Genomic DNA, 16,487 nt, shown 5'->3' with positions numbered 1-16,487 from the left:
AAAACTTGCTCTAGTTGTGGAACTATTAAAAAGACTCTCAAGTTATCAGAGAGAGTCTTTAATTGTGCTTGTGGATTTAGTTGCGATAGAGATTTAAACGCTAGTTACAACTTAGCGAAAATGACGGTAAGCTCTACCGTTACGGTCTGTGGACAGAGTGTGTTACAGAAACTTAGGTTTCAGTGACTCTGAGTGAAGCAGAAATAAGACATCAGGATAGTGTCTAAGTTATCTAACTTTATCCTATCTTGTCTAAGTTCTTAAGAGCGGAAAGAGGCATCGACACTATCAAAGGTTATTTTCGTAGGCGATTCCTCCAATTACGAATTGGTTGGATTGTGCTAGAAAGCTATAGATTGTTGTCAATCGCTTGTGTTTATAGAAGTTAGTAATAAACTCGAACGATAAACGAGTAGGGGCAAGGAAATCTCGCCCCTACTGTGACTTTACGCTCTCTTTTCTTTAATAAAACCAGCTCAGCCAACTGCGCTTATAGTTTCCTGATGGAATACTGATAAGTGGACCTCGTGTTGGAATATAGCGCCTACAAGCTTTAGGTTGCGTCCGATCCATTACGCATGCAAGTGGATCTTTATAAGAGCCATTTAGACTAAATAGATCTTCGCGCTGGCTGCTGTTTTCACAGTCAGCTGATTCGCTGGCAACCAAACATACATCCATTCTGTAATTTACTTTTCCTGTAGTCTCATCTTTTAGTTCTGTGCGTTTGGATGAGAAATAGGGGTGTTCGCCTCGATCGTATTTACTTTGTAATTTTTGAGCCATTTGCTGACACAAGACTTTGGCTGAATCGCCAGAGAATAAATATTCTGAATGCCAGCTAAAGATCGGGGTAAGCGAGGGGTTTCCTCGTTCGTCTCTGCCAATCGCAAATGTTGTTGGCGGACTGTTATTAGCATCGCAGATGAAGGTCACCTTCGACTCTTGTGGTGCCTGCTCTTGCGATACAGTCTGACTAAAAGTTACGGTAGCATCCAGCGCCGCGATGCCGATCGCGATCGCTGCCGCTGTCAAAATTTTAGGAATAGGTTTTGCGATCATAATTTCGTTCTCTCCCGATCGATTTTAGTTTCCTCTCAATCCATTGAGCAAGTGTCATAGAAAAGTATCAATCTCTCGACTTTCCAGCCCGACCGATTGATTTTCGAGATTCTCTGTTAACTACAAATTGAAGATTAAATATTCCCGATTCTTTTTTGGTGGGCGATCGCTTGTCTCAAGACTTAAGTGTCATTATTTTGCATAGCTTATCGGGAAAGCTTATTGCGCGATCGCCAGTTATTCCCTCATATCTTTATTCCAAGGGCGATTAGATAGCTCTTCCATCTTATAAAAGATTTCCGATCGAATATTATCAGTTTTACTGAGATAGTTGTCACCTATGCGATCGAAGATCCGTAATTTTACGATTGGATGACCGATAAATCGACAATACATTATAAGTAGGAAGAAGACTCTAAACCCTTGTAAATCTAGCTTCTAGTCTAAGCTCGTTCTGTCAAGTCGGCAGAATTATAATCTCTCGCCACGCCACGTCACTTGGGAGTTCCGCCATGAATAAAGACAATTTTCTCTATCCCCGCAGTCAATACAGAGGGAAGTTTAGTCCCGAACTCTTAGTTTTTAACGCCAACTTACAGGAGTTTACCCAAAAAGTTAACTATATTTGCGCTCTACAAACTAACGGTAAGTTGTCTGCCGAGAAAGCTTTTGCCGAACTACAAAATCTCTGGGCACAGTTGGAGAGAAGCAAACAGGGGTTGGGAATTGGCGATGTGTCTTGCTAGGCATAATTAAAGAAACTTGGGATGGGCGACTAATCGAGCGCAAGTAACTGCGAAAATTACGGTAAGAATAGGTTTTTGGAATCAATCCATCAACCTTAAACTTGCAGGGCGAGTCGTATGAAAATTCTATTTTTGCATCCCAATTTTCCAGCTCAGTTTCGCCATCTGGCAGTAGCGTTAGCACAAGATAAGCAAAATCAAGTAGTCTTTGGAACGACTCGCAAAGAAGGTCAACTGGCTGGCGTATACAAAGCCGTATACAGTCCTTCTCGCGAAGTTCGTCGAGAAACTCACCATTACGTTCGGACGCTAGAAGGTGCCGTACTTCAGGGACAGGCTGTATACCGGATGGCAGAGCAACTAAAAGCTCAGGGGTTTATTCCCGATGTAGTTTACGGTCATTCGGGTTGGGGGCCGACCTTGTTTATCAAAGATGTGTTTCCCAAAAGCCAACTTTTGTGCTATTTCGAGTGGTTTTACCGCGCTCGCGGTTCGGATGCAGACTTCGATCCCCGCGAACCGCTTACGCCTGACGATGTGGCTCGCATTCGCATCAAGAATTCGCCCATTTTAGTCGATCTGTATAGCTGCGATCGCGGTCTATCTCCAACCAATTGGCAGCGGCAACAATTTCCTCCTGAATACCAGAGCAAAATTACCGTACTCCACGACGGTATCGATACTGCTTTCTTTCAACCCAAACCGGGCGCTAAATTAGTCTTAAGCGCCATTAACTTGGATCTATCCCATGCCGAAGAAATTGTTACTTATGTCGCGAGAGGCATGGAACCCTATCGCGGTTTTCCCCAGTTTATGGAAGCGATCGCACTTTTGCAACAGCGACGACCTCATTGTCATGTGGTCGTCGTAGGAGAAGATCGGGTGGCTTATGGGCGCGCGCTTCCCGACGCAAAGACCTACAAACAGCTCATGCTCGAAAAACTGCCCTTAGACTTATCCCGACTGCACTTCACGGGATTGCTTCCCTACAACCAATACCTGAAGGTACTGCAAGCGTCTTCCGTTCATATTTACCTAACTCGTCCGTTTGTCTTGTCTTGGTCGATGCTAGAGGCGATGGCGACGGGATGCTTATTAGTGGCTTCGGATACTCCCCCCGTAACCGAGGTCGTTCGGGATGGGGTAAATGGATTGCTGGTTAATTTCTTCTCGCCTCAAGAAATTTGCGATCGCACTGAAGAAGCGCTGGATAACCCCGAAAAAATGTCTCCAATTCGCGCTAAAGCTAGGGAAACCATTCTAGAAAATTACGCCCTATCCAAACTATTAACCAAGCATCTGCATTGGATTAATTTATCAACGAACCGGCATGAGTCCCTCTAATTTTTAAGACTGAGTTTGTCCGGGTCCCGCTGTAACAATGACCAAATTATCTGGATGAATCAATTCTTGAGCGACTTGCCGTACTTGCGCCATCGTGACTGCCTCGATCCGCTTGGGAAACTCGCGCAGTTCTGCCTTGCTCAGTCCATAGACGGCATTGCTCAAAATCGTGTCTGCCACGGTAGTGGGATTGGCTAAATCGACCGGATAGCTGTTGGTAATCGTTCGCTTAGCTGTGTTTAACTCTGCCTCAGTGACTCCCTCTTGCCGCAACTGTTTTAAGAGAGCTAGGGTGCTAGCGATCGCTTTGTCGGCATCTTCTGGAGCGGTTTGCATTTGAATCAAAAATGGTCCTGCATTTTTGCCAGCAGCAAAGGCGCTGTAGATGCCATAGGTTAGCCCCTGGCGATCGCGTACTTCGGTTCCCAGTCGGCTCGACAAGGTATCTCCTCCCAAAATCTGATTTAACACTAGAGCGGCATAGAAACGGGGATCTTTACGCGATATGGCATTGTAACCAATGTAGGTAACGGCTTCGGCTTTGCCGGGAATAGCTTTATTGAGGCGCGTTATCGCTTTGGGCAAGGATACGGAAGGCACCCTAAAAACGGGAGGCTTACCTCGCGATCGCCACTTGCCGAACGTCTCGTTTAGCAAGGCTTTCACCTCGACCGGGTTGAAATCGCCTACCAGGGCGAGGGTTGTGGTATCCGGTCGGTAGTGTTCTCTATAGAAGCGTACCAGATCGGCGCGGGTGATACTCTTGAGGCTCTCTGGGGTGGGAAAGCTATGGAAAGGATGGTTTTTGGGATAGATTGTCTGCTGAAATACTCGTCGTCCCAGGGTGCCGGGGTCGTCTAGCTCTACTTTAAGACTTGTTAGAGCGCGCTGGCGACTCAATTCCAGTTGGTCGTTTGGGAAGGTGGCGCGTTGCAGTATGTCTGCTAGAGTTTCTAACAAGACTGGCAGATTTGCCGACAACCCATTGCCGCTAATGGCGACTCCTTCCCGATTGGCACGAAAGCCCAAGTTCACTCCCCTATCTTCCAGTGCCTTTGCCAGTGTCAGCGCGTCTTTCGTTTGCGTGCCATTCATCAAGTTATCGGCGCTCAAGCTGGCTAATCCGGCTTTCCCTTCGGGATCGAAGCCCGTTCCGGCATCGATCTGTCCGCTCAAATTGATGGTAGGTACGCTGCGATCGCCTAGCAAGAAAACTTTCATCCCATTTGCCAGAGTCACCTCCTCTGGGAGCGGTTGTGACGCGGACGCGGTAGACGACTTGATGGGAGGTAGATACTTGGCAAGTTCTGCTGGGTCTACGGGGTTGCCGGGGCTGAAGTTTTCCATCGTGCGATCGGAAGCCATAGCGGGAGTTCCTGCTTTTCCGTCTGGTTGGGTCGGTTCAAAAAAGCCGATTGTCCGCTTGTCGGGAGCGAGGTAGGTTTGTGCCACTCGCTGCACGTCGGCGGCTGTGACTTTGGCGATCGCATCTAAATACCGCTCTACATAACGATAATCTCCCGCCGCGGTCTGATAGTAGCCTAGTTGGCTTGCCTGAGAGGTGATGTCCTGATTGCTCAAAACAAAATAGGTTTGCAATAGAGTTTTGGCTCGATTCAATTCTTCTGGGGTGACTGGTTCCTGCCGAAGCTTTGCCAGGGATTGCTCAAGTACCTGCTCGATTTTAGAGAGGGCTTGACCCGGAGCTGCTGTCGCAGAGATCGCATACCAGCCCGGTTCGATAAGTTCTGCGGGGCTAGCTCCTACCTCGCTTGCCAATCCAGTTTCTACCAACGCTTGATAAAGGCGGGAACTGCGTCCGCCCGTGAGGATGATATCCATGACATCGATCGCGCTTACGTCGGGATGATTGATATTGGGCAGGGGATAAATCACTTGCAGCAGTGCCGCACTTCCCGGTTCTCTTAGCACGATAGGTGTTTGGCTAGCTGGCGAGAATAAGGGAGATTTGGCTTCTACAATTTTCTTTTCCTGCCCCGCTTTGGTCGTCCGTTTGGGAATTTTACCAAAGGTTTCTTCTACAGCGTTGAGGGCAGTTTTCGGATCGAAGTCTCCGGTAATAACCAGCGTGGCATTATCAGGACTGTAGTAGGTTTGGTAATAATCTTGTACCTGCTCTACTGTAAATTTCTCGACATCGGCTTTTGTGCCTCCTACAGGCAAACCATAGGGGTGATTTGGGAAGGCTGCCTTCATCACGGCTCGACTGAGCCGATAGTCGGGGGAATTTTCGTATCCTTGCAACTCGGAAATTACTACGCGCTTTTCGCTCGCCAGTTGTTCGGATCCGTTGATGGAATTGACCATGCGATCGGCTTCTAAACTCAGCAGTGCTTCCAGTCTGTCTTGCTTTGCCGTTCCAAAGTAGGCGGTTTCGTCATAGCTGGTAAAGGCGTTAAACTGACTGCCCAAAGCGCTGAAGAGCCGACCAAACTGCACCGGGCGATCGGTTGTGCCCTTAAAAAGTAGGTGTTCTAGCTGGTGGGAGAGTCCATTGGCTCCTGCTTCCTCGTTGCGCGATCCGACTCGATACCAAACCTGTACGCTGACTACGGGAGCGGTGCGAACTTCCTTGGTCAGTACGGTCAAACCGTTGTCTAAGACAGTTTTACGTACCCCTTGAGCGAGCGAGGTGGCAGATACGGGAGGGGCTTCTGTTGGCGCTGAGGCGCTAACGCGATCGCCGTCTACCCATCCGAGACTGCCGATTAGAAAGCTCAAGAACAAGCCGACGAGAAGGAGCGATCGCACTTTTGAGGAAAAACGCATGGCGAGATTAGGAGAAATGAACTCAGACGAGATCGAGCCGAAGCTTGGCGAAACTACAAATCATTAAATCATTGACAATTTGTTCGTTTCGGGCACCAGAATTTTACACTATGTCTGCTACAGTGCTGCAAAGACTCAATCCCAATATAACCTTGCGCACTCCTCGTTTGGCTTTGAGAGGGTTAATTTTATATTTCTTTTATCACTAATTTATGAAAGTAAAGTTTCTGTCAAATACTGTCTTTTAAATTTTTAAATTGCAATTCAAAACACTCTGCTAATCTTAATTAAACAAACTATTTGTTGTTCCAATTGTTCCCACATCAAGATGAGAGCGATCGCAACTCCCTCAACGATAACTTTGGCAGAATATTAAATATTATTTTGATACAGTTGCGAAATAATGCCAGTCATGCTGTCTAGCCAACCGATGGAGTCTAAGATAGCAGAGACAGCCGCAGGAGGCTTGGAAATTAGGGTATCTTCTTTAATTAAGCGAGCGAAATCAATTTCGATCTTGCCTGTCTTTTTAGTAATTCCATCACTTTCATAAAATTCAACTCCTGCCAATTGCATAATATTAATAATCTCTTGTGCCAGAATTCCGTAACCAATTGTGGTTGGATGAATGCCATCCAAGGAAAACAGTCCGCCTTGCTGACGACCTTGTTGGTTGGATTTAAAAAATAATGAAGTTGGCTGTGGATTTAGGTTTTTCAAGGGTTCTGGCAATGGATATTCAGTCCACCAATTGGGACGAGCAATCCAATCTTCAATGTAACGTCGCACAGCTAAGCGATCTAACAATCCAGCCGTTTCCAGCAAATACCAGTCTTTTCCTTGCCGACGACCTTCACGGACAGTTGCGACAATATATTCGTTGTATTTGTCGATCGCACTATCAATGCCTCTAGCCTGATTGGCGGTTAAACGAGGATGGCGACGATTATTAGGATTGAAAGTATTTTCTAACCAAATTGGCACGTAAAAGGGAAAATATCGAGAGCCTGGTTGAATCTTTTGACCATTTTCACTAACACCGCGAGCAAAAGGCGCGATCGTAACATGGGGAACTGTTCCCCAAATAACGTGACGAGCTTTAATTTGCTTAACTCGTTCGACAATTTGGTCTAACTCGTCTTTGAAATGACTAGGGAGCCAGACAGTATATTTATCATTTTCTCTCATATCCTGGTAGCCAACATCAGACCACCTGAGTTTAAAGGTCAAAATACTACCTAATGCATTATTTGCGCCGATTAAAATGATTAGAGTCTCTATCTCACCTTCTTCCCCTAAGGCTTTTGCTGCTTCCAATGGCGTTAAGGCTTTATTGGCAGAATTTCTGGCGCTATTCAAAACCCACAGCGTTGCAATTTCATTAGCGTTTTCAGAAACTTGCCGAATAAAATCCTCTTTGGGAGGGTTTTCTCTAATAACGCTTTTAGCTATATCGGCATTCCGAGACAGCGTATTGCGTAGATCCCATCCATACACAGCTAAATTATGGTTAATCGCTCCTCGTTCGGGTGCATTCAGCCCCTCTCCTCGTTCCCAATAATCTTCTATTTGGTCAAGATAGCCTCTCAGCCAAGGTAACAATAAAGCGGCATCGATCGCATTAATCCCATCTGCTATCTGATAACGATTGCCTAATTCTCGTGCTAACTTTTCCAAATTGAGGGGAAGACCATCTCCTGGTCCAAAATAGCTAGGATGACGAAAATTCTGGCTCCAGCCCATTTCGCGGGCAATTAGCATGGGATAGGATAAATTAGTCTTAAAGATTGCTCCACTTTGAAAGCCGTGAGTTAACGAATCTCCAATTGTCACTAAACGATGTTGCGGCGTTTCTTGTCTATTGATTGCAACGGAGATTCCCAAAGTTGGATCGGTTTCTGGTGGTCGCGGTTCTGTGCAAAGGAATTCTTTGACTTCTTCAGGAACTTTACTATAACCACCTTCTAATCCAACCAAAAGGTCGGGAGGAATAGGATTAGTCATATTTATGTCAATTATAAGAATAATTTAGAGTTTACAATCTCCCTATCGCCCCATAATTAAAATCTTCACAAAAACAAATTTAAATTGAGCGGTAAGTAGTTTACAAAACAAGCTCAACAAACCTCTGCAAAACCGGAGATAAATTATTCTGTCGCCAAGCGAGGGCAATTTCTACTTCCGGTGCAGTTGGTGCTATCGTCCGATAAACGACACTCGCTCTTTTCAGGTTTTGCAACGATGCGGGAACTAAAGCAATACCTACCCCTCCGGCAACCAACGCGATCGCGGTTTGCACTAAAGTAGCAGTCTGGGTAACTTTGGGATGAAAGCCAATCCCATCGAAAAAGCGCATGATTTGACTGTAAAGCCCTTCGCCCAAGCGAGGTGGTGGCAAGATCAAAGGTTCGTCAATTAATTGCGCGATCGCAATTTCAGCTCGATCTGCCAAAGGATGAGTTTCTGGCAAAGCTACCATCAAAGGTTCTTTTAACACGGATACTACCTTCAACTCGCTCGTATCTACGGGTAAATACAACAGTCCGAGATCGATTTGATTTTGCTGCAACTTCTCTAACTGCTGACTCGTGGTCAATTCTTGTAAAATCAGTTCCACATCGGGACAGTGTTGGCGAAATTGACGCAGCAAATCCGGCAAAACGCTATAAGTAGCGGAACTATTAAGCCCGATCGCAAGTTTTCCTACTTCACCGCGACTCGCCCTTTGTGCGGCTTTGACCGCCTGGTGGACTTGCTCGAAGACTTTTTCTACTTCTGCTAGAAATATTTTACCTGCCTCAGTCAATTCAACGCGACGTTTGGTTCGCTCAAACAACTGCACGCCCAACTCTGCCTCTAAATCCTGGATTTGCTGAGAAAGAGGCGGCTGAGCGATATGTAGTTTTTCTGCTGCACGACTGAAGTTAAGTTCTTCAGCTACCGCCACAAAATAGCGCAGGTGTCGCAGTTCCATAATTCAACTATTTATATTCTCAACATATATTTTTACTACTAAATATATATTGGACATCTATTTGTGATTTTCGTACAGTAAATCTTAGGCGAGGATGCAATTTAAATTTAAAAGCTTGGAATTATGGAAAATAAACAATTATTAATTCGAGAAGCAACAAAAAGCGATCTTCCGATTATTTTGAAACTGATTTATCTCAAAGCACAGTTTGATGGTTGTCCTGAATCAGTTGAAGCAACACTTCAGAAATTAGAAGATACTTTGTTCTGCAACAATCCAATTGAATTTATTCTCTTAGCTGAAATCGATCGCGAAATTATTGGATTTGCTAGCTATCATTACATCTACTCTACTTTTCTCGCTCAAACTTGCCTTTGGTTAAACGATCTGTATATCAAACCCGAACGCCGAGGTAAAGGTATAGGTACGGCATTAATTGAACGTTTGTGTCAAATAGCCCAAGAAAATAATTGTGGCAGAATTGATTGGACAGTCTCTATTAATAACCCAAAAGGCATTAAATTTTACGAAAGAATAGGGGCAACAATTATCCAAAAAGTCAGATTGTGTCGATTGGATAAAAATGCGATCGCAAGTCGCGATCGCATTTGCTAGGATACTATGGCGCTTGTAACATGATTAGTCCATTTTCTGGTAAATAACTGTGGAACTCGTCGCGAGTGGCTAAAACTGCGATCATGTGTAAAGAATCATCCGGTTCGATATGCAAATCTGCCCAAGGAACCGCTATTTCCAAGCATTGCTTGAAAGCGACATCGGCGCGAGTAGCCCTTGGATGCCAGCTAAAACCTTCTTGCGCCTCTTCTAACCAAACAGAACCCGTTTGTAAATTAACGCCCAAATGATGGCGGTATAAATAGTTTAGCGGAGCCAGATCGGGCACGCTCGACAAAGGAATGGGACTGACGCACATCGGGATGCCGGGATAGTACCATAGTAAATGCAATTGTGGGGGCAAATCGCGACCGGGTTTGACTCCTGCCTTAAAGTCGAAGCGAAGATAGAAATTTAAGTGATCCCAGCCATAAAATAAGCGCTGAACCTCGCTACTTCGGTGCATCGTACCTCTAGCACCACCAATCTCGATCCGACCTGCTTTGTCCCAATCTTGTTCGTCGCCACGACCATCAATCAGTGGATGGATAAAGGTTTGCGGACGATATTGTTCTTTTTCCTCGTGGTCTTCTACAGGCTGGTGCAATCGTGGGGGAACGGGTTCGTTTACGGCACGATAAATAGCACAAAGGTGTTCTCGAAAGAGGCGATCGAACGCGGCATCCTGATTGGATGAATGACCTTCTCCAAACCACCAAAACCAGTCCGAACCTTCAGCCGCATACAAAGCTTCCCAGGCTTCGGGATTATTTTCTTCTGTTGCTTCTGGATGCTTGGCTAACATTTGTCTGGCTTCTATGAGGAGATCCCATGCCTTATTCTTTGCCGGATCGCCGATCCAGGTTGTAAAATTGCCATCGACCCAAGAACCGCTATGCAATTCGTCCGCAGGAATGGCTGCTGTCGGCGGGAATTGTTCTAGAAATTCGGAAACGGTCACTAATTTAATCTCTTCGTCGTCGCTTAGCTTTTCATAGAGTGCTTCGAGAAAAGGCAAACCGTCTTTTTGATAGTATTCCCAGCAGTTTTCTCCATCGAGGGCAATCGTCACCAGCCATGGTTTCTCTAAAGCAGTCGTTTCTTCTGCTTGTTGATGTTTGAGAGAACGCGCGATCGCTTCTAAGTGTCCGATAAAATCCGATGCAGCGTGAGTGGGTTCCATCGCCCCATAGGTAAAGCCGATCAGATCGGAGAGGCGATGGTCTCGAAAGACAATTGCTAAATCTCCGTAGGGCGTTTCTAAGCGATAGGGACGATAGAGTAATTCCGGTTCCGAGACATTACCCGTTTCGTCGCGATGAAAATAGTGCCCCAACGTCCACCCTAAAACGGCTTCGTCAGAACAAAGCCATCGGTATCCTGCTTTAGCAACGTGGGGTAATATTGCAGGACTGACAGCCTGTTCCGAAGGCCACAAACCGCGGGGCTGTCTGCCAAACCTGTCTGTATACAAATCCCAAGCTTTGCGCAGGTGGCGGGGAATGTCTTCTTCCCACTGAAAGCGTCCTTCGGGCAAAACCATTTCCGGAACTGCCACCAAAGCAGAACTAGTATCGGCAAGCAGAGGGAGAATCGGGTGGGTATAGGGACTGGTGGCAACTTCTAGCTGACCCGCATCTTGCATTTGCCGATGCTGAGGAATAATACGGCGGATGATGTCTCTTTGTTTAGAAATAATGCGCTGGCGATCGCTCAAAGTAAAGTTTTTCCCTTGTTTGAGCCATGCCTCAATTTCTGGATCGTCCCAAAACAGAGGATCGATCCAAGATAGGTTATGCCATGCTAACAGGTCGCTATAATCTCGATTAGTCCAGTGTTTAAAACACCAAGACCGTCCCTTTTCCTGGCGTTGGACATAAAGTTCGCTGTAGCGAGGATGGGGATCGATGAGCGTGTGGTGATTGCCATCAAAAAAATGCTCGATAATATAGCGTTTTTGTTGCTCGTTTAGTTGGTCTTCAGGAGTCACCGTCAGCGCTAGATAGGGATCGATCGCTTCTCCTGCCGCGTATTCTTCCAGTTGCAAAATTAAGGAAGGAACGAGATTAACTGTCTGATGGAGTTTGGGATAGCGTTCTAAAATTAGGACTAAATCTAGATAATCTTTAGTGCCGTGCAACCGCACCCACGGTAAGCGATACTGTCCCCCGCCATCGGCAGCGGCTTCGCGGGATTTATAGAGTGGCTGGTGTTGGTGCCAGATAAAAGCAACGTATAAGGGATGAGACATATTCAATATTCAATTAGTCATTTAGTCATTGGTCATTCGATGCAAGGATTTTGGTCGCCGTTGTGCTGGAATGGACTTCCAGCGGCGTGCGGCGACTGCGTTCCGCAGATTTTGGCGAAGTCGCCGCACGCTCCTTGAACCTCTTCAAGGAGAACGGCGGATTTTGGATTGAGGATTGTTAGTAGTTAGTAGTTAATTCTCTCCCAGTCCCCCAGTCTCCCCATCTCCCTATACCTCCCACACTCTCTACACTCTCTCCACCCCCTGTCTCAGAAGTTTCCTACTCTTGTTGTAGCCAGCGAACGGCATCTTTAGCGTGGTAGGTTAAAATCAAATCGGCACCCGAGCGCTTGAGGCTCGTTAAAGTTTCTAAAGTGACTTTCTTTTCATCAATCCAACCGTTGAGGGCGGCTGCTTTAATCATCGAATATTCTCCCGAAACGTTGTATGCCGCAACGGGTAAATTGGTTATTTCTTTCACCCGCCAGATGATATCCATATACGCCAAAGCGGGTTTGACCATTAGCATATCCGCCCCTTCGGCAATATCTAATTCGACTTCTTTGAGGGCTTCGCGGGCATTGCCGGGATCCATTTGATAGGTGCGGCGATCGCCAAATTGGGGGGCTGACTCGGCAGCATCGCGGAATGGCCCGTAATAGGCTGAAGCATATTTAGCCGCATAGGAAAGAATGGGCGTATCTTGGAATCCTGCTTCGTCGAGGGCTTCTCGGATTGCCCGTACAAATCCATCCATCATCCCAGAGGGAGCAATGATATCTGCGCCGGCTTTCGCTTGCGAGATGGCGGTTTTCTTTAATAGTTCCAAGGTGGGATCGTTTAAAACCCGTCCCAACAAGTCGCCTGTTTGCAAGTAACCGCAGTGACCGTGATCGGTGTATTCGCACAGGCAAGTATCGGCGATGACGATTAAATCCGGTACGGCTTCTTTAACGGCTGTAGCGGTTTTCTGAACGATGCCGCAGTCGTGCCAAGCCCCCGTAGCGTCGGCATCTTTATTTTCTGGAATACCAAAGAGGATGATGGCAGGAATCCCCAGATCGTAAACTTCTTTAGCTTCCTCAACAATTTTATCAACCGAGAGTTGGTAGACTCCCGGCATGGATTTTACTTCTTGGGCAATGCCTTCCCCCGGCACGGCAAACAGGGGATAGATCAGATCGTTGACAGTAAGGACGGTTTCGCACACCATGCGGCGCAATTGAGGCGTTTGGCGAAGACGGCGAGGACGAGTAATGGGAAACATATGCTCGATATTAAAAAATAAGTTTCAATTATCAGATGAAGGTCTCAGAATAGTTTAAGGCGATCGCTCTCTCTCTCATTAGAACCAACCGCATTTCTCAATGTTTTGTAACGTTAGTCTCACGAAGTTACAGGAGGCTCCGCCGTCTCACGGCGGAGTATCTCTAACTCGGTCGGCGATCGCCGCAAAACCTCCTACCGTTGCAGCTGTGAAAAATTTTTCTTATAATAAAAAATAAAAATAGTCACGAGGGGCCGCAACGGTTTCGACAGGTTGGCGAAAGCTAGCCCGTGATGCAGGTCGAGAGTGAGTCGTCTCTCGTAAATCCAAGGCTCAACAAAAAAAGTAACTGCGAACAACATCGTAAGCTTCAAGCGCGTAGCAGTAGCTGCCTAAGAGTCTGTAATCGACTGCGCTACTCTTAGTTCGACTCCGTTAAGGACTAAGGGTTAACCCCAACGGATGCACTCTCTAGCCGCCTCTGGTCGGCTGTAGGGTTAAGACAATACCAGAGCATCCCACCATCCGGGATAAGAGATGGTTCCCGCCTTGAGGATAAGAAAGGCTAAACCTGTGAAAGAGCGGAAAGTCAATACCCAGCCTGGACAGCAGTTCAACTCTGCTCGGCTCCATTTTACCGATCAAGACAGCAGCAAAAGCTAGAGGCTAACATTAAGGGACTGAAAAAACCGCTGCTTCGATATCCTGACGGCTCAGAGAATATTTGAAGGAACGCTTAATATCGCTTCCGTCTGCGCCAGCATTGATATAGCAAACAACCAACTCTTCTATATCCAGACACAAATCGGCTTTCCAAGTCGGGCGTTCGACCTTCCAACAATGTAAGTTCTCACGATCTTGTTGAGCGCCTAAATCTGACAACCACTGTTCGATTTGGGGCAGGGGGTGATTGTAGAGAGGAGTATCTGGGGATGGAAGTGTCATTGGATTTTGAAGTTTAGATTTTCTAGATCGGTTTGGGAACTAGATCGGTTTGGGAAAATTAGTGATGCGATCGCTCACTTGCCTGCAAGCGATCGCCAGGCAGCATTTAGATCCAAAAAGCGTTTTCTCCTCTCAATAAACCTACCACAACTACCAACAATAAGCATCCGACAAAAGTTAAAGCGAGAATAAACAACACAAAAATCTCTCCTGCCGACAAAGGGCGGTCAGTCGGATCGAGGTAGGCAGAATTAGATCCCCGGTGCTGGGTTTGAGGAGCAGTTCGTTCTAAATCTAGCGGTGCTTGGATAACGTTCCAGCGAGAATAGCCGATTTTTAAATCGTAGAGCGATCGCCGCTCTGGGTTACTCAAAGTGGCATAAGCTTCATTGAGTTGCTGAAACTTCGCCTTAGCGACTTCCAAGGATAGTTTAGTGGTATCGGGATGGTAGCGCTTGCTCATCTCCCGATAGGCTCGCCGAATTTCAATAGCAGATGCAGAAGGATGCAATCCCAGGATAGCATAGTAGCTGTTTGCCAGCCGAGTTGACGCTGGGATTTGCAGATCTGTAAATTGTTGCGTTGTCCGTTGTCGGTTCACGGGGTTTTCTACATTACTCTCTCCTGTGACATTATTTTAACGAAGTTACACTAGAACACGAAATCCACTTATGGGTACCATTCAAAATCGCGTCCAATCTTACTGGAAAAAGCTTTTTCTCCTTTGCTTAGCAGTTTCCGTCGCTTTATGTGCCAGTTGGTCGATCTGGGAAACGCCAACTGCGTGGGCTAGTATCAACGACGATCGCCTAGACGGTAACATCTTTGTCGTCTATGCAGGAAATGGATCGCTCGTGCCTCCCCGTTTAACCTTAGCAGAGTCCATGAAACGAAAAATGCCTGTCGTACTGGTCTATTACCTAGACGACAGCAGAGATTGCAAAGAATTTGCGATCGTAGTTTCTCGCATCCAAGAATTTTACGGTCGGGCGGCGAGTATCATTCCTGTCAGCGTCGATAGCATTCCCATCAAATCCACTTATTCGCCCAACGAAGTCGGTTATTATTATACGGGGGTCGTGCCTCAAACCGTAGTTCTCGATGAAGCTGGAAAAATTGTTTTTAACGGCAAAGGACAAGTCAAGTACGAGGCGGTCGATGACGTATTGAGAGAGGTATTCGATCTATTACCCCGTTCCGAGTCGGTAGAATTGAAGCGTCGTTCCTTTAACGAGTTCAATACGGAATTAGTCGATAATTAACCCAATTTTTTCGGAGCAAACGCTAGACTATCAAAAGAAATCGAGCTTTCGATCGCTGTCTGGGTCAGGTCGCTTCTTATGACAAAAAATACAACACGACGGAACTTTCTCATTGGAACTGCCGCGATGGCTGGGACAATTGCTTGCAGTTCTGCCATAGAAAGGCAACCCGAACAAGTTGTTGCCTCAGTTTCCACCCAAACCATGACCGAAAAAATTTTAGGCAAAACGGGAGTTTCTGTTCCCATTTTAGGACTGGGAGGAGCGGGACAGACTCCTCTGTCTGGAGAAGGAAAAGAGAAAGAATCGATCGAGCTGTTAGAAGCAGCGATTTCTTTGGGCATTCGATATTTTGATACCGCTGCTGGTTACGGTCCGAGCGAAGAATACATGGGAAAAGTCCTTCCCGCTTATCGCAATAAAATCTTTTTAGCGACTAAAACAGCAGCTCGCGATCGCGATGGTGCATGGAGAGATTTAGAGCGATCGCTGCAACGATTAAATACCGATCGCATCGATCTGTGGCAATTCCATAGCGTATCTTTTCACGAGCAACTCGACCAAATTTTTGGTAATGATGGAGCAGCTAAAGCGCTAGAAGAAGCCCAGGAGCAAAAGCTCGTTAAATTCAGCGGCATCACCGGACACCACGAACCCGACGTAATTGCTGCCGGGTTGCGCCGCTATCCTTTCGACACCACTTTGATATCCCTCAACGCTGCTGACATTCACCATCCCCGTCCTTTTGCGCCCGTGGTGTTGCCCGCGGCACGGGAAAGAAATGTCGGCGTGATTGCTATGAAAGTGCCTGCCTATGGTCGTTTGTTTAAACCGGGCGCTCTAGAGGGAATGCATCAGGCAATGGGTTATGTTCTTTCGCTCGACGGCGTTCATACTTGTATCATAGCGGCTGAGAACGCAGAACAGTTGAAAGGAAATGTTCGCGTTGCCCAAGCCTTCAAACCCCTCGCACAAGCTGATTTAACTAAAATCGAACGGCTTACTGCCCGGGTTTGGGAAGATAATACTTTCTTCCGTCAGTGGACATAAGTCGATGAGAATGGCGAATTGGGATAAGATGTTTCGCTTCGCGATCGCGACGAGCGACATTCTATACTTTTGGGATAATACCATTTTTCATTCATTAATGACACAGATAGTCGATCGCCCTCACCCCCAACCCCTCTCCCTATTTGGGAGAGGGGAGAAGAATGTCGATCGCGAAAACCTG

Annotated in this window: 14 protein-coding genes and 1 other RNA gene; 7 read left to right on the top strand and 8 right to left on the bottom strand. The window is 46.5% G+C overall.

The window, feature by feature from the left end; genetic code table 11:
- The coding region (locus tag NIES593_RS22645; protein WP_139253789.1) for a zinc ribbon domain-containing protein at positions 1 to 186 on the top strand (186 nt) is incomplete at its 5' end.
- Positions 187 to 462: 276 nt separating this feature from the next.
- Here NIES593_RS22645 and NIES593_RS22640 read toward each other — a convergent pair.
- Positions 463 to 1,062, bottom strand: a complete 600-nt coding sequence (locus NIES593_RS22640; protein ID WP_073601738.1) for a COP23 domain-containing protein — start codon at positions 1,060 to 1,062, stop codon at positions 463 to 465.
- 512 nt (positions 1,063 to 1,574) lie between these two features.
- Between NIES593_RS22640 and NIES593_RS22635 the strand changes: the two genes are divergently transcribed.
- Complete coding sequence (locus tag NIES593_RS22635) at positions 1,575 to 1,808, top strand: DUF7219 family protein (protein WP_073601737.1); 234 nt, start codon at positions 1,575 to 1,577, stop codon at positions 1,806 to 1,808.
- Between the two features lie 117 nt (positions 1,809 to 1,925).
- A complete protein-coding gene (locus NIES593_RS22630) occupies positions 1,926 to 3,152 on the top strand; it encodes a glycosyltransferase family 4 protein (protein ID WP_073601736.1) in 1,227 nt (408 codons plus the stop codon).
- Positions 3,153 to 3,155: 3 nt separating this feature from the next.
- Here the strand turns inward: NIES593_RS22630 and NIES593_RS22625 are convergent, their stop codons facing one another.
- The 3 genes from NIES593_RS22625 to NIES593_RS22615 all read right to left on the bottom strand — a co-directional run bounded on the left by NIES593_RS22625 (position 3,156) and on the right by NIES593_RS22615 (position 8,916).
- Positions 3,156 to 5,942: a M16 family metallopeptidase gene (locus NIES593_RS22625; RefSeq protein WP_073601735.1), complete on the bottom strand. Its 2,787-nt coding sequence runs from the start codon at positions 5,940 to 5,942 to the stop codon at positions 3,156 to 3,158.
- 372 nt (positions 5,943 to 6,314) lie between these two features.
- The gene (locus NIES593_RS22620) at positions 6,315 to 7,946 is read right to left on the bottom strand and encodes a hypothetical protein (RefSeq protein WP_073601734.1); all 1,632 of its coding nucleotides are present in this window, start codon (positions 7,944 to 7,946) and stop codon (positions 6,315 to 6,317) included.
- A 100-nt stretch (positions 7,947 to 8,046) separates the two neighbouring features.
- Complete coding sequence (locus NIES593_RS22615; protein ID WP_073601733.1) at positions 8,047 to 8,916, bottom strand: LysR substrate-binding domain-containing protein; 870 nt, start codon at positions 8,914 to 8,916, stop codon at positions 8,047 to 8,049.
- Between the two features lie 123 nt (positions 8,917 to 9,039).
- Between NIES593_RS22615 and NIES593_RS22610 the strand changes: the two genes are divergently transcribed.
- The gene (locus NIES593_RS22610) at positions 9,040 to 9,531 is read left to right on the top strand and encodes a GNAT family N-acetyltransferase (protein ID WP_073601732.1); all 492 of its coding nucleotides are present in this window, start codon (positions 9,040 to 9,042) and stop codon (positions 9,529 to 9,531) included.
- A gap of 4 nt (positions 9,532 to 9,535) precedes the next feature.
- On the opposite strand, the gene NIES593_RS22605 is transcribed toward NIES593_RS22610, so the two are convergent.
- Together NIES593_RS22605 and hemB are read right to left on the bottom strand one after the other, a co-directional pair.
- Positions 9,536 to 11,782: a glycoside hydrolase gene (locus tag NIES593_RS22605; protein ID WP_073601731.1), complete on the bottom strand. Its 2,247-nt coding sequence runs from the start codon at positions 11,780 to 11,782 to the stop codon at positions 9,536 to 9,538.
- Between the two features lie 280 nt (positions 11,783 to 12,062).
- Positions 12,063 to 13,049: a porphobilinogen synthase gene (gene hemB, locus NIES593_RS22600; RefSeq protein WP_073601730.1), complete on the bottom strand. Its 987-nt coding sequence runs from the start codon at positions 13,047 to 13,049 to the stop codon at positions 12,063 to 12,065.
- 250 nt (positions 13,050 to 13,299) lie between these two features.
- Between hemB and ssrA the strand changes: the two genes are divergently transcribed.
- Positions 13,300 to 13,684: a transfer-messenger RNA gene (gene ssrA, locus NIES593_RS22595) on the top strand.
- 37 nt (positions 13,685 to 13,721) lie between these two features.
- Here the strand turns inward: ssrA and NIES593_RS22590 are convergent.
- Positions 13,722 to 13,994: a DUF3143 domain-containing protein gene (locus tag NIES593_RS22590; RefSeq protein WP_073601729.1), complete on the bottom strand. Its 273-nt coding sequence runs from the start codon at positions 13,992 to 13,994 to the stop codon at positions 13,722 to 13,724.
- 106 nt (positions 13,995 to 14,100) lie between these two features.
- Positions 14,101 to 14,595: a J domain-containing protein gene (locus NIES593_RS22585; protein ID WP_073601728.1), complete on the bottom strand. Its 495-nt coding sequence runs from the start codon at positions 14,593 to 14,595 to the stop codon at positions 14,101 to 14,103.
- 70 nt (positions 14,596 to 14,665) lie between these two features.
- Between NIES593_RS22585 and NIES593_RS22580 the strand changes: the two genes are divergently transcribed.
- Both NIES593_RS22580 and NIES593_RS22575 read left to right on the top strand, forming a co-directional pair.
- On the top strand, positions 14,666 to 15,256 hold the full coding sequence (locus tag NIES593_RS22580) for a thylakoid membrane photosystem I accumulation factor (RefSeq protein ID WP_073601727.1): 591 nt from the start codon (positions 14,666 to 14,668) through the stop codon (positions 15,254 to 15,256).
- 78 nt (positions 15,257 to 15,334) lie between these two features.
- Complete coding sequence (locus tag NIES593_RS22575) at positions 15,335 to 16,306, top strand: aldo/keto reductase (protein WP_073601726.1); 972 nt, start codon at positions 15,335 to 15,337, stop codon at positions 16,304 to 16,306.
- The last annotated feature ends 181 nt before the right edge of the window (positions 16,307 to 16,487 follow it).

Origin of the sequence: Hydrococcus rivularis NIES-593, assembly GCF_001904635.1 — a bacterium.
In the GTDB taxonomy this organism is placed as follows: Bacteria; Cyanobacteriota; Cyanobacteriia; order Cyanobacteriales; family Microcystaceae; genus Hydrococcus; species Hydrococcus rivularis.
The sequence above is the reverse complement of the archived record's forward strand: the minus strand, read 5'-3'. Positions and strand labels throughout refer to the sequence as shown.

Bases quoted from the DNA above. Each gene is read 5' to 3' on its own strand.
- NIES593_RS22640 (WP_073601738.1), bottom strand. From the start codon at position 1,062: ATGATCGCAAAACCTATTCCTAAAATTTTGACAGCGGCAGCGATCGCG.
- NIES593_RS22635 (WP_073601737.1), top strand. From the start codon at position 1,575: ATGAATAAAGACAATTTTCTCTATCCCCGCAGTCAATACAGAGGGAAG.
- NIES593_RS22630 (WP_073601736.1), top strand. From the start codon at position 1,926: ATGAAAATTCTATTTTTGCATCCCAATTTTCCAGCTCAGTTTCGCCAT.
- NIES593_RS22625 (WP_073601735.1), bottom strand. From the start codon at position 5,942: ATGCGTTTTTCCTCAAAAGTGCGATCGCTCCTTCTCGTCGGCTTGTTC.
- NIES593_RS22620 (WP_073601734.1), bottom strand. From the start codon at position 7,946: ATGACTAATCCTATTCCTCCCGACCTTTTGGTTGGATTAGAAGGTGGT.
- NIES593_RS22615 (WP_073601733.1), bottom strand. From the start codon at position 8,916: ATGGAACTGCGACACCTGCGCTATTTTGTGGCGGTAGCTGAAGAACTT.
- NIES593_RS22610 (WP_073601732.1), top strand. From the start codon at position 9,040: ATGGAAAATAAACAATTATTAATTCGAGAAGCAACAAAAAGCGATCTT.
- NIES593_RS22605 (WP_073601731.1), bottom strand. From the start codon at position 11,782: ATGTCTCATCCCTTATACGTTGCTTTTATCTGGCACCAACACCAGCCA.
- hemB (WP_073601730.1), bottom strand. From the start codon at position 13,049: ATGTTTCCCATTACTCGTCCTCGCCGTCTTCGCCAAACGCCTCAATTG.
- NIES593_RS22590 (WP_073601729.1), bottom strand. From the start codon at position 13,994: ATGACACTTCCATCCCCAGATACTCCTCTCTACAATCACCCCCTGCCC.
- NIES593_RS22580 (WP_073601727.1), top strand. From the start codon at position 14,666: ATGGGTACCATTCAAAATCGCGTCCAATCTTACTGGAAAAAGCTTTTT.
- NIES593_RS22575 (WP_073601726.1), top strand. From the start codon at position 15,335: ATGACAAAAAATACAACACGACGGAACTTTCTCATTGGAACTGCCGCG.